Annotated in this window: 12 protein-coding genes; all 12 read left to right on the forward strand. The window is 71.9% G+C overall.

Annotation, left to right across the window (positions count from 1 at the left end):
• Positions 1–160: 160 nt before the first annotated feature.
• The 12 genes from AMK33_RS19985 (at position 161) to AMK33_RS20040 (ending at position 12,307) form a co-directional block, all read left to right on the forward strand.
• Positions 161–433: a LuxR C-terminal-related transcriptional regulator gene (locus AMK33_RS19985; RefSeq protein ID WP_073934236.1), complete on the forward strand. Its 273-nt coding sequence runs from the start codon at positions 161–163 to the stop codon at positions 431–433.
• Complete coding sequence (locus tag AMK33_RS19990; RefSeq protein WP_073934237.1) at positions 423–1,823, forward strand: peptidoglycan-binding protein; 1,401 nt, start codon at positions 423–425, stop codon at positions 1,821–1,823. Before AMK33_RS19985 ends, AMK33_RS19990 begins: the two co-directional genes overlap by 11 nt.
• A 68-nt stretch (positions 1,824–1,891) precedes the next feature.
• The gene (locus AMK33_RS19995) at positions 1,892–2,605 is read left to right on the forward strand and encodes an ABC transporter ATP-binding protein (protein WP_235618157.1); all 714 of its coding nucleotides are present in this window, start codon (positions 1,892–1,894) and stop codon (positions 2,603–2,605) included.
• The gene (locus tag AMK33_RS20000) at positions 2,602–3,867 is read left to right on the forward strand and encodes an ABC transporter permease (RefSeq protein WP_073934239.1); all 1,266 of its coding nucleotides are present in this window, start codon (positions 2,602–2,604) and stop codon (positions 3,865–3,867) included. The genes AMK33_RS19995 and AMK33_RS20000 overlap by 4 nt, the downstream gene beginning before the upstream one ends.
• Before the next feature lie 132 nt (positions 3,868–3,999).
• Positions 4,000–4,914, forward strand: a complete 915-nt coding sequence (locus AMK33_RS20005; protein WP_073934240.1) for a peptidoglycan DD-metalloendopeptidase family protein — start codon at positions 4,000–4,002, stop codon at positions 4,912–4,914.
• Between the two features lie 129 nt (positions 4,915–5,043).
• A complete protein-coding gene (locus AMK33_RS20010) occupies positions 5,044–5,823 on the forward strand; it encodes a hypothetical protein (protein WP_073934241.1) in 780 nt (259 codons plus the stop codon).
• Entirely contained in the window at positions 5,820–7,310 is a 1,491-nt protein-coding gene (locus AMK33_RS20015; protein ID WP_073934242.1) for a protein kinase domain-containing protein, read from the forward strand. The genes AMK33_RS20010 and AMK33_RS20015 overlap by 4 nt, the downstream gene beginning before the upstream one ends.
• An 80-nt stretch (positions 7,311–7,390) precedes the next feature.
• Entirely contained in the window at positions 7,391–7,777 is a 387-nt protein-coding gene (locus tag AMK33_RS20020) for a peptidase inhibitor family I36 protein (protein ID WP_073934537.1), read from the forward strand.
• 211 nt (positions 7,778–7,988) lie between these two features.
• A complete protein-coding gene (locus AMK33_RS20025) occupies positions 7,989–8,936 on the forward strand; it encodes a bifunctional lytic transglycosylase/C40 family peptidase (RefSeq protein WP_383454731.1) in 948 nt (315 codons plus the stop codon).
• A gap of 211 nt (positions 8,937–9,147) precedes the next feature.
• Positions 9,148–9,858, forward strand: coding sequence for a phosphatase PAP2 family protein (locus AMK33_RS20030; protein ID WP_073934243.1), 711 nt, complete (start codon positions 9,148–9,150; stop codon positions 9,856–9,858).
• A gap of 82 nt (positions 9,859–9,940) precedes the next feature.
• Entirely contained in the window at positions 9,941–11,086 is a 1,146-nt protein-coding gene (locus AMK33_RS20035; RefSeq protein WP_073934244.1) for a hypothetical protein, read from the forward strand.
• Between the two features lie 396 nt (positions 11,087–11,482).
• Positions 11,483–12,307, forward strand: coding sequence for a hypothetical protein (locus tag AMK33_RS20040; RefSeq protein WP_073934245.1), 825 nt, complete (start codon positions 11,483–11,485; stop codon positions 12,305–12,307).
• The last annotated feature ends 27 nt before the right edge of the window (positions 12,308–12,334 follow it).

The raw sequence follows: 12,334 nt of genomic DNA on the forward strand, positions 1-12,334 counted from the left end.
GGCTCGGCCGACGGCCAGCGATCACGGGCCGTTGACGTAATTACGACAGGCTGGTTGGCCCGGTTTGGGTTGACTTCAGGCCGCTTGACCTGGGTGCTTGGCCGGGGTGTCGCACGTATGGTGGTCTGGACCTGCCAAGTGTGCCAATAGGGGGGCGCCCATGGATTCCCTATCGCAAGCGGACGAGTTGGAACGGCGCATACTTCAGTTGCTCTACGAGGGCTATGACGACGCACGCGTGGGCCGCGAGTTGGGCATGGCGCACCGTACGGTGCAACGGAGGGTGCGGAGCCTGATGGTACGGCTGAACGTCAACGGACGGTTCGCGCTGGGAGCCCGCGCGCAGGAGCTGGGCTGGATCGATGTACACGGTACCGGGGCCGGCCGGTCCGCGGCCGACGCGTTCGGGAACACGGTGGCGGATGCTGCGTAACCGCGTCCGCGCCACCGTGGGGGTCTGCGCGTCGGCCGTGGTGCTGACCGTGGTGGGCCTGGCGTCCACGGCCTACGTCAAGTCACCGCAGCAGGTGGCGTCCGAGGCGGGTCCGCCCGCCCCGGACGTGCTGACCGCACCCGTGGAGCACCGGGTCCTCACGGACACCGTGGTGATCAGGGGCACGGTGGAGGCCGGCCGTACGATCGCCGTCTCCTCGACGGGGCCGTCCGGCAAGGAGTCCGCCTCTCCGGTCGTGACCAAGGTGATGGTCGGCCAGGGGGACTCCGTCAAACCCGCCGCCTCACTCGTCGAGATATCCGGCCGCCCGCTCTTCGCCCTCAAGGGGGCGCTTCCCGTCTACCGGGACCTGCGGCCCGGCGCACACGGGGACGATGTCCGGCAGCTGCAGAAGGCTCTGGAGGAAAAGGGTTTCCCCGTCGGAGGGGACCGGCTCGGCACCTTCGGCGCGGGGACCAAGGAGGCGGTGCGGAAGCTGTACGCCGCCCTCGGCTACGACCCCGTGCCCGCCGATCCGGAGGGTGCCCAGCGGCTGAAGGAGGCCGAACGCGCGGTCCGTGACATGGAACGCGCCTGGCAGGACGCCGAGTCGGGCACGGACCGTGAACGTGCGGCGGAGGATCTGGCCGACGCCAGGGAGGAGCTGGCCGACGCGAAGGCCGTGGACGGGCCGATGGTTCCCGCGTCGGAGATCGTCTTCCTGCCCGAGCTGCCCGCCAGGGTCGATGCCGTGGAGGCCGCCGTCGGCGCGGCGCCGGGCGGCACACTGCTCTCCGTCTCGGTGGGCGAACTCGTCGTCCGGGGAGCCCTGACGGCAGCCGACAAGGGACTGGTGCGCAAGGGGCAGAAGGTCGACATCTTCTCCGAACTGACCGGGACCACGGCGACCGGGAAGGTCACCTCCGTGGCCGACCGGCTCAGCACCCCGGACACGGCCTCGAAGGGTGAGGGTGCCGGCGCGGCGGAGCAACCGGCCGTCGCGGGAACGGGCGCGGCCGGCTACACGGTCGTGGTGACCCCGGACCGCCCGCTGCCCGGCGACCTCGTCCACCAGGGTGTACGGCTCACCATCAAGGCGGCGGCGTCCGAGGGGAAGGTGCTCGTCGTCCCGGTCGGGGCGGTGTCCGCCGGAGCGGATGTGCGGACCACGGTCACGGTGCTGCGTGACGCCGGGCGCAGGGAACGCGTCGATGTGCGTCCCGGCATCTCGGGCGACGGGTACGTCGCCGTCGCACCGCTCACCGACGGTGCCCTCGACCCCGGCGACCGGGTCGTCGTGGGCGTCGCGCCGGCGGGATCCACCGACGGGGCGGGGAGCGGTTCCTCCGACGCCTCGGTCCAGCTCGGGAACGGGGAACCCACCAGGTGACACCGAACACCGCACCCTCCTGTGCGGCCGACGGGCCCGCCGAGGCGGGCGGAAGCCGTCCCGCGACCGTGGTCGAGTTCGACGGCGTGGGTCTGACCTACCCCGGGCCCCCTCCGGTCGCCGCGCTCCGCCCCTGCTCGCTGACCGTACGCGAGGGGGAGTACGTCGCGGTCGTCGGCCCCTCCGGCTCGGGCAAGTCGACCTTCCTCAACATCGTGGGTCTCCTGGACCGGCCGACCGAGGGCACCTACGTCCTCGACGGCGCCGACACCACGGCCCTCCCGGAAGCGGAGCTGACCGCGCTGCGGGGCAGCCTGATCGGTTTCGTCTTCCAGGCGTTCCATCTGATCCCCCACCGCACCGCCCTGGAGAACGTCGCTCTCGCCATGCTGTACTCCGCGGTTCCCGCACGGGAGCGCGTCCAGCGGGCCCGGACCGCGCTCGAGCAGGTGGGGCTGGCCCACCGCGCCGACTCGCTGCCCAGCCGTATGTCCGGCGGGGAGCGCCAGAGGGCGGCCATCGCCCGGGCGATCGTCGGCCGGCCGAGGCTGCTCCTGTGCGACGAGCTCACCGGCAACCTCGATTCCGCGACCGCGGCGTCCGTCCTGGACCTGCTGGACGACCTGCACGCGAGCGGTATGACCCTGGTCGTCATCACGCATGACCCGGTGGTGGCGGCGAGGGCGGCGCGGACGATCACCATCCGGGACGGGGTGCTGTCCGAGGCCGTGACGGCGGGCACGCCGACGGAAGCACGGCGGCTGCCCGAGGTCCTCGGATGAGGGGCATGAGGGGCAGGGCGGGACGGGGCGGACGGCGCAGCCGGCTCCGCGCGGGGGACCTGGTCCGCGAAGCGCTCGCGGGACTGCTGCAGCGTCCGGGGCGCTCGGCCCTCACCGCTCTCGGAACGGTGCTGGGGGTCGGCACGTTCGTGGCGATCCTCGGCCTGACGGCCACGGCCTCCTCGCAGATCGACGCGCGCTTCAACGCTCTGTCGGCGACCGAGGTGACGGTCGAGGACACCGGAGGCGACGACGCGGACCACATCACGAACTCGTTCCCCGCCGATGCGCCGGCCCGCGTCGGCCGGTTGCACGGGGTCGAGCACGCCGGGGTCTACTGGATCGCCTCGCCGGAGGCCGCGAGCGGATCGCCCGGAGCCGGTACCGTCACCTCCTCCCCCGTCGGCGATCTGGCGGCGGGCGAGGACGTACAGGTGGTCGCCGCCACTCCGGGGGTGTTGCAGGCGGCAGGCCCCGGACTGGCGCAGGGACGGATCTACGACGCCTACCACCAGCGGAACGCCGCGGACGTCGCGGTGATCGGGGCGGGACTCGCCGAACGGCTGGGCATCCTCACCTTGGAGACACGCCCGGCCGTCTTCATCGGGGGCCGGCCGTTCACCGTCATAGGGATCGTGGACGACGTGGACCGCAAGGAGGAACTCCTGCTCTCCGTCACCGTCCCCAGCAGTACGGCCATGGCCCACTGGGGCGGCCCCGTGAGGGGGGAGAGGGCGAGGATGCTCATCTCCACACGGCTGGGAGCCGCCACACAGGTCGCCCGGAACGCCGCGACCGCCCTCGACCCCGCCCATCCCGAACGCTTCAAGGTGATACCGCCCCCTGATCCCCAGATGCTGCGAGGCGGTGTCAGTGGTGACCTCGACCAGCTGTTCCTGCTGCTCGCGGGCATCTGCCTGGTGATCGGCACCGTCGGCATCGCCAACACCACCCTCGTGGCGGTGCTGGAACGAACGGGCGAGATAGGACTGAGGCGGGCCCTGGGGGCGCGCGCCCGCCACATCACCGCCCAGTTCCTGACCGAGTCGGCGGCGTTGGGGCTGCTCGGCGGGCTGGTCGGAACGAGCATCGGCACCCTGGTGGTCGTGGGCGTGGCCGTCCTGCGGGACTGGACTGCCGTCATCCACCCCCTGACCGTCGTCGCCGCCCCCGTCATCGGCCTGGCCACGGGACTGCTGGCAGGCATCCACCCCGCTTGGAAGGCGTCCCGCATCCCTCCGGTGGAGGCGCTGCGCCGCTGACGGAGCGGCAGGGAGCACGGCGGTCCGTCCACCCTCGTACCTACGAGGTGTCCGGGCCGCCTCTCGTCCCCCAGCATGTGTGCCGGCGGCTGTCCGGGGAGGCGGCGCCGAGGCGGACGACAGGGGACGAGCATGCTGTATTCGCACAAGCGGAAGAGCCTCGGCCGACCGGGCCGGCTGCGAGCCGTCCTGCTCGCCGGGGTCGCGGTTCTCGGGCTCGCGAGCGGAACCGTGTCCGCCACGGCCGACGAGGACCCGGCCGGGGCCACGGACACGGCGGTCGCGGCCGCCGGACCGTCGTTCCAGATGCCGTTCCCGTGCGGCACGCAGTGGCAGCTCAACACCTACGGGTCCGACCACGACCCGGCTCTGGACATCGTGGTGCGGAACAACACCGGCTCGGACGGCAAACCGGTCCTCGCCTCCGCCGCCGGCACCGTGTCCGCCACCTACTGGGACAACGGGTCCGGCAACACCATCCAGATCAGTCACGGCGACGGCTGGTTCACGGCGTACTACCACCTCAAGGACGCGCCCACCACCTACGTCCGCGAGGGACAGACGGTCCGGCCGTCCACACAGATCGGGCGCATCGGTACGACGGGCGCCTCCGGTTGGGCACACCTGCACTACGAGCAGCGTTATCTGGCGTCGGGTGGCTTCACCGACGAACGACACCGCGTGCCCGTGCACTTCGACGGTGTCCAGTACACGGGCACCAACGAGGAGTGGCCGAGCGTGACCAGCCGGAACTGCTCGGGCACACCGTCCTGGCAGAACTGCCCGGCGGGATACGTCTGCTTCTACTCGGGCGCCGACGGCACCGGCTCGGTCTGCAGGTCCGCCGCCGACGAGCCGAACAGCACCTGCGGCTTCCGCAGGTCGTTCTACAACAACGGAAACCCGCAGCCCGGCTACGACCACGTACAGGTGTACTTCAAGGAGGGCGGAAGCAAGTGCCTCCACCACGGCTGGGACGAGGGACGCGGGAACCTGCCCGACGGCGGCAGGACGATCGACCGCTTCCACTGGCGCGGCGAGTGCTGAGGACCTGACGCGGCCGTCCGGTGCGGTGCCACGCGGTCCGGCGTGGCGCCGCACCCGGCCGCGCGTCATGCGGACGTTTATCCACGTTTCCTATCCTCACGGCGGGACCTTGGGGGAAGGGAACAGCCGATGCACACCATCATCGTGGTGCCGGGGCCCGGGATGGCCCCGTGCGAGAAACTCCGGCTCGCGCCCGGGGAGAGCCTTCGTTTCGGCCGGGCGGTGTCCGCCGCCACCCCGCACCTGCTGACCATCGCGCACGAGGGCGTCTCGCGTACCGCGGGCGAGGTCACCGCGACCGGCACGTACTGGTCACTCAGCAACTTCAGCCGCACGGCGACGTATGCCGTCGACAACCCGGAGGGCGCGGGGGAACACATCAAGGTCGCGCCGGGGCGGCTGGGCGCGCCCGTGCCGTTCGAGTTCTCCCGGGTGGTGCTGCCCGCGGGCAGCGAGCTGCTCAGCTTCGACGTATGGGCGCCACGGCACGACTACGTCGATCCGGCGGACGTGCCGAGCCGGCCGGAGCCCGCGGGGTACGACGGCGACGGCGGGGACTCGACCGCGCTCGCCTTCCCGCTCGACCGGACCAAGCGGTACTTCCAGGTCCTGTCCGCGCTGTGCGAGCCCCGCCTGCGCGGCACACCGCACGCGCCGCTGCCCACCGTCGAGCAGGTCGTGGAACGGCTGCGCCCGCAGTGGCCGACGGCGAACCGGGCCGCCGTGCAGTGGAACATCGACTACCTGGCGGTGAAGCTGCGGCTCAAGCCCGGCCCCGACTCCTGTGAGCCGGGACCGAGACTCAACGGCAAGAAGGAGACGATCGTCTCCCTCGCCCTGCGCTTCGACCTCGTACGCGAGGACGACCTGGCGGCACTCACCGCCCCGGCGATCGACGCGATCCGGTGACCCGGCGGCAGCCGTACACCGTCGCCTCCGTGCCGCCCGGCCACCGCGTCGGCCCGTGGATCGTCGAGAAGCCGCTCGGCGCGGGGGCCTTCGGCAATGTGTACGCGGCCCGGCACGAGGACCCCGGTGCCGAACCGGCCCGCGCGGCCCTGAAGTTCCTGCCGACCGGCACGCGCACCCCGCGCCAGCTGCGCCATCTGCGCGAGCTGGCCGAGCGAGAGGTGTCGCTGCTGCGCAGGGTGCGTTCCCCGCGCCTGGTCCGGATGTACGACGTGCTGACGGTGGACGACCCGGAGCACCCGCAACTGGACGGCGCGACCGTGCTCGTACTGGAGGAGGCGCGGGGTTCGCTCGACGGTCTGCTCACCGGCCCGGAGCCGCCCGGGAACGGGCCCGCCCTGCTGGCGCAGATCTGCGAGGGGCTCCAGCAGCTGCACGAGGCCGGCTGGGTGCACGGCGACCTCAAGCCGGGCAACGTCCTGCTGATGGCGGACGGCACGGTCCGGCTGGGCGACTTCAACCTGGCGGCCGAACTCGAGGGAACGCACGCCTACTCACCGGCCTTCGCGACCGCCGACTACACACCGCCGGAGCTGCTGTGGTCCGAGGTGAGCGAGAAGGGCATGCAGATCAGGCAGACCGCGGACGTGTGGGCGTTCGGCGTGCTCGCGCATGTCGTCCTGACCGGTTCCTTCCCCCTGCCCGGCGGCACTCCCGCCGCGCGCAGGGACGCGGCGGTGCACTACGCCCGCGGCGACGAGGGGTTGCGTCTCTCCCCGGAACTGACCGCTCCATGGCGGGAGATCCTCGAGGACTGCCTGGCACCCACGCACAAGGAGCGCGCACGGCATGACGCGGCGTCTCTGCGGCGCAGGGTGGCCCGCGCGGGAGAGGCGCGGGGCACCGGCCGGAGTGCTCCGCGCCGGAGTGCTCCGCGCGGGCGGCGGCACGCCCTGGTCGGGGCGGGATGCGCGATCGTGCTCGCGGCGGCCGGGCTCGGTCTCGACGGTCTGGCGAACGGTGGGCCGGGGACGGAAGCCGGGCGCTCTTCGGATGCTTCGGCCTCTCCGTCGTCTCTGTCCTCCCCGGCCTCTCCGGCCGGCACATCGCTCGGCGCGGCGGGCGTGGGCCTCCTGCCCGGTACCACCGGTATGGGGTCCCTCGTCGGGAAGGGCTGGGGCCGCTGCCCGTCCGGCCACGTCTGCTTCTTCTCCGAGGAGCAGGGCCAGGGCGAGATGTGCGGATGGGAAGGCGACGACCCCGATTGGGTGAGCGGCCTGAACGACTGCCCGTGGGCGCGGAAGCAGGAACCCGCGTCGGTGTTCAACAACGGGATGCGCGACCCCCGGGGCTACGTCCACGTCGTCTACTTCGAGGAACGGGGCCTGCGGGACCGGGCCGGCTGTGTGAAGCGGGGAGAACGGCGCGACCTCGATCCCGGGTCCCCGGTCGGTTCCCACACCTGGGCCACGTCCTGTGCCCTCTGATGTACGAGGTACCGCGCCCGCGGCCCTTCGGCGACGGTGAGTGCCGGAACAACGGACCACACGAACGAAGGGAGATCCCGATGCGAAGGATCAGTCTGCTCCTCGGAGCGGCGGCCACCGCGGTGGTGGCCTCTTTGGCGACGGCGCCCGCGTCGTCCGCCGGCGCCGCGGACACCTGCGTCAGCGGGGAGTTCTGCCTCTACTCCGGCACCAACCAGACCGGCACGCTCCTGTGGAGCGGGGCCGGGAACCTGGACCACAAGGTCTCCGGCGCCCGCTCGTACAAGAACCTGGGGACGGAGTATCCCGGCGCGGACCACATCTACATCGACTGGTACCACTACATCGACGGCACCAAGTTCACCCACAACAACACCTGCGTGCACTACCCGCCGGACACCTACAAGGGCAACTTCCACGACTACGCGTACGTCACCGCGGCCACATGGGGCGGCGAGTGCCCCTGACGGGCGGATGCGGTCACCCGGTCGGCTCCCGAGGGCAACGGTCCTCGGGAGCCGACCGCGTGCGACTTTGTCCACGTGATCACCCCACACGGCGGATGCCGCCCTTAAACTGACGTGCGGTGATGGACTGCCGGACGGCGAGGGGCGGTTGACGGTGCGTAAGGCATGGGTCGCGGCGGGGATCGCCGTCAGTTCCGCGCTCGCCTTCGTGATGCTGCTCGTCGTCGGGGTCTACGTCGTCGCCGGGAACCTCGTCAACGGAGTGGGTGGCGGGGCGACCAAGACCCTCGCCAAGGGGAGCGTGCCGGCCGCGTACCAGGCGCTCGTGCAGAAGTGGGGCAACCACTGCCCCGCCATCAACCCGGCCCTGCTCGCCGCCCAGCTCTACCAGGAGAGCGGATTCAACCCGAAGGCACAGAGCCATGCGGCGGCGCAGGGCATCGCCCAGTTCATCCCCGGTACGTGGGCCACGCACGGGATCGACGGGGACGGGGACGGGGACCGTGACGTGTGGGACCCGAAGGACGCGATCCCGTCGGCGGCGGCGTACGACTGCGCGCTCGCGTCCTATGTGAAGGACGTCGGCGGGGATCTGACCGAAAACATGCTCGCCTCGTACAACGCGGGGGCGTACGCGGTGATCAAGTACGGGGGTGTTCCGCCGTACAAGGAGACGCAGAACTACGTCAAGCGGATCCGGGCGCTGGAGAAGAGCTTCGCCGCGCCGGTGGGTCGGGTCGATCCGTCGGAGCAGGCCGCCGGGGCCATCGCGTACGCGCAGAAGAAGCTCGGGACGCTGTATCTGTGGGGCGGTAACGGTACGCCTGAGCAGGGAGGACGGTTCGACTGCTCGGGACTGACCAAGGCGGCGTACGAGAGCGTGGGGATCACGCTGCCGCGGGTGGCCAACGACCAGTACAACGCGGGGCCGCATCCCGCACGGGACGAACTGCTGCCGGGCGATCTGGTGTTCTTCTCGGACGACCTCACCAATTCCCGGGCCATCCGGCATGTGGGCATTTATGTCGGCGGCGGGTACATGATCGACGCGCCCCGGACCGGGGCCGTGATCCGATTCGACCCGATCGACACTCCTGACTACTTTGGTGCCACCCGTGTCACCGAAGATGGCGCGAAAGCACTCCCCACCACGGTGTGAGCGGAGTGTCAACCCACCCCCTGAACTGCGGAGACGTATCTCTCTTCGATAACGTCTGCGTGATCATTCAGTGGAGTGTGGAACGTATCAACGGGGGCCGTGCGTTCCTGTTGTCGTAGCCGATCGGACGAGCGGATCTACAAACCACGGGGGTGGCAGGAACGGCGTGCGAACGGTGCGCCGGAAGACATGACGAAGGGGCCGCAGCACCATGGCTGGACTCGCCGATTCCGGGTCGAACCCCGACGTCGACCTGCTCTATGACATCAATGGCCTGGCGAAGGCCGCACCGACGTGGTTCGACCACGTCATGGAGTTCGTGGGCGAGTTCGGCCTGCTGTTCGCCCTGCTGGGGCTGCTGGTGTGGTGCTGGTGGGGTGTCAGGCGGCGGGGCGGCGAGGATGCGGCTCCGGCCGTGGCGGGCCTGGTGTGGGCTCCGCTCGCGGCGGGCGTCGCGGTTCTGGTGAACGTGCCGATACGTGGGTTCGTGGAGAGGCGGCGGCCCTTCCTCGACCATGAGGGGCTCGAGGTCCTGGTCGACGGGAAGAACGACTACTCGTTCGTCAGCGACCACGCGACGCTCTGCATGGCGCTGGCGGTGGGGCTGTTCCTGGTCAACCGGCGGCTCGGGATCGTCGGGCTGGTGCTGGGGCTGCTGGGCGGGTTCATCCGGGTCTACATGGGCGTGCACTATCCGACGGACGTCGTGGGCGGGCTCGCGCTCGGTACGGCTGTCGCGTTGTTGCTCTCGCCGGTCGCCATGGCGTTGCTGACGCCGCTGATGCGGGCGATCGAGCGGTCGCCGAGGGCGGGTTGGCTGGTCACGGCGCGCGGACGGCATCATGTCGAGGCGGGGCGGGTCGCGCCGGGGGCCAGGAACGGGGCACCGGGCGGCCCCGAGGCGCGGGATCTGGCGGCCTGAGCCCGCGTCGACCGGAGCCGGAAGAGGCGCCGGGCGCGGACTCGACGGCTCGTTGTCGGTCCCCCCTGCCGGACTCGCCCGCGTGACCAGCAGCATGGGAGCTCCCGTTCCGATTCCTGCCGATCCCCGGGCCTCCGAGACGTACGCCGACCGGGCGCGTACGCAGGGACCCGGCGTCGAGGCCGACGCGCGCGTCCTGCTCGGACGGGTCAGACGGAGCAAGGCGACGGCCTGGGACAAGCCCGGACGGTTCGTGGACGAGGCGGAGCGCATGGCGCGAGGGCTGCCCGGCGCCCATCTGCCGTGGTTCTGGGACACCGTCGTCGGCGACGACACCACCCGGATACCCCGCCTGCTGGCCCTGCTCGGCGAGCACGGCCCGCTCCCGGTGACCGACGCGGCGGTGGACCTGTTCCGCTGGCGCACGGGTGTGCCGCGACCGGTCGCGGCGCTGGTCCTCGACGGCATCGTGGGCAGTGGCGGCCAGGCCGCCGACCTCAAGCTGTGCCGCGCGAAGCCGTACAGGGCGGACCGTTTCACCGCGCCCCTGTACCTCGACCTGCTGCGGAGGCTCGGCCCCACCGGCCGACTGGCGGTGCTCTCCGCCGCTCTGCCGGAGGATCCCGCCGACCTGTGGGCCCCCGGTGGCACGACCGCCGTCGCGGAACGGATGGCCACCGCGTGGTCGGACCTGCTCGGTGTCACCCCGTACGCCGACGACGGCAGCCATGCCGCCGCGCTGGCCGAGGACCACGGCCTGCCCGGGAGTTGGGCCACCGCCCTGCTCACCGGCTGCCCGGCGGAACCGCTCGACGCCGACGGGACCCGGGCCGCCGCCACTGCCGTCACCTGGGCGCTCGCCGAACGGCCGGTCGGCGACCCGGCCGCCGAGGGCGCACGCGCGCTGATCGACCTCCTCACCGGCGCCCCCGCCGAACTGCGCACCGCCCTGCGCGCCTTGGCGGACCGGTCCCTCACCACCCCGGTTCCGCCGGGCCAGTACGAGGCCAATCCCCTCTTCAGCGTCCCGGACCTGGTGGACGAGGTGGCGTCGGCCCTCGGCGTCGGCCGGGACGCGGCGGCCCTCCACCTCCAGCCGTACGCCCTGGACCGCCCGGCCGACCGCACCGTACGCCCTGGACCGCCCGGCCGACCGCACCGTACGCCGCTGGAACGGCTGGACCCCCGGACCACCACCGTGCCGTCCGCGGGGAACTCACCGCCGTGAAGGCGCCCCGCCCCGTGCGCGGTGAGCCGGCGGCCCTTCCGTCGCCCGCGCACGAACGGTTCGCCCGGGCCTGGAAGGAGGGCACGGCACCCCTGCGGGCGAAGGGCCGGGGCTGACCTCACATCCGGGTGCGGCCCACGCGCGGCTGCCGGTACGGGGACAGGGCGCGGGTCACTCGCCGGTGTGGTTCTGGGCGTCTTTTCTGGCTTGGCTTCTGGCTCTTCTGGCTGGGCCCCGCCAGCCGCAGGTGCAGTGGGCTGTGCAGAAGGGGCCCTGTTCGGTGGTGGTCGTGGTGTGGGAGGCGGGGGGCGGGGCGTCGTCCTGGTGCGGCACGTCGACCACGGTAGCGCCCTGCTCGTCGGCGTGACGGGGTCATTTATCGGTCGTTAACCGGGCATGGCTCGGATGCGCGGCGTGGTGGCTGGGATCGGGGCGGTGTGCTGCCTGGGGCTCGGGGGCGTGGGCTGTGCGGACAGTGGTGCCGTGACCGGAGGGGCGCCCGGCGGGGATCCGGTGCGGGTGTTGAGGGGGGCCGCCGACGCGCTTGTGGATGCCGGGAGTTCCAAGGCGACCACCTCCCTGGAGATGGCGACCGGCGGGACCCGGGTCACCATCCGGGGCGAGGGCGTGTACGACTACCGCAAGCGGCTCGGGCGGCTGAAGGTGGTGCTGCCGCGGGATCCGGCCGGGAAGGTCGTCCGGCGGCCCATCACCGAACTGCTCGCCCCGGGCGCACTGTTCATGAAGAACCGGGGAGCCGGGGTGCCCGACGACAAGTGGGTGCGGGTGGACACCGGGACACTGTCCGACGGGAACCTCGTCACCGGCGGGGCGACCGATCCGTTCGCCGCCGCCGAGGTGCTGCGCGGGACGCGGTCGGCGACGTTCGTGGGGCGGACCGAGGTCGCGGGGGCGAAGGTGCGCCACTACCGGGGGACCGCCGACCTGCGGCACGCCTCACGGGACGCCACGGGCGCGAACCGGGAGGCGCTGGGCGCGGCGGCGAAAGGGTTCGCCACCGCGCGGGTGCCGTTCGACGCCTACCTCGACGACGAGGGGCGGATCCGCAAGCTCCGGCACCGGTTCAGCTTCGTCAACGGCCGGCAGGACGAGCCCGTCGCGGTCGCCTCGACCACGCTGCTGTACGACTTCGGGATCCCGGCCGACGTACGGCTTCCCGAGGGCGAGGACATCTACGCGGGCCGGATCGCCGCGGAGTGAGGCCGGGAAGGCCGGGGAAAGGCCGGG

This window comes from Streptomyces sp. CB02400 (assembly GCF_001905725.1).
Lineage (GTDB): Bacteria > Actinomycetota > Actinomycetes > Streptomycetales > Streptomycetaceae > Streptomyces > Streptomyces atrovirens.

Coding starts and splice junctions, on each gene's coding strand:
- AMK33_RS19985 (WP_073934236.1), top strand. CDS start 161: ATGGATTCCCTATCGCAAGCGGACGAGTTGGAACGGCGCATACTTCAG.
- AMK33_RS19990 (WP_073934237.1), top strand. CDS start 423: ATGCTGCGTAACCGCGTCCGCGCCACCGTGGGGGTCTGCGCGTCGGCC.
- AMK33_RS20000 (WP_073934239.1), top strand. CDS start 2,602: ATGAGGGGCATGAGGGGCAGGGCGGGACGGGGCGGACGGCGCAGCCGG.
- AMK33_RS20005 (WP_073934240.1), top strand. CDS start 4,000: ATGCTGTATTCGCACAAGCGGAAGAGCCTCGGCCGACCGGGCCGGCTG.
- AMK33_RS20010 (WP_073934241.1), top strand. CDS start 5,044: ATGCACACCATCATCGTGGTGCCGGGGCCCGGGATGGCCCCGTGCGAG.
- AMK33_RS20020 (WP_073934537.1), top strand. CDS start 7,391: ATGCGAAGGATCAGTCTGCTCCTCGGAGCGGCGGCCACCGCGGTGGTG.
- AMK33_RS20025 (WP_383454731.1), top strand. CDS start 7,989: ATGCTGCTCGTCGTCGGGGTCTACGTCGTCGCCGGGAACCTCGTCAAC.
- AMK33_RS20030 (WP_073934243.1), top strand. CDS start 9,148: ATGGCTGGACTCGCCGATTCCGGGTCGAACCCCGACGTCGACCTGCTC.
- AMK33_RS20040 (WP_073934245.1), top strand. CDS start 11,483: ATGGCTCGGATGCGCGGCGTGGTGGCTGGGATCGGGGCGGTGTGCTGC.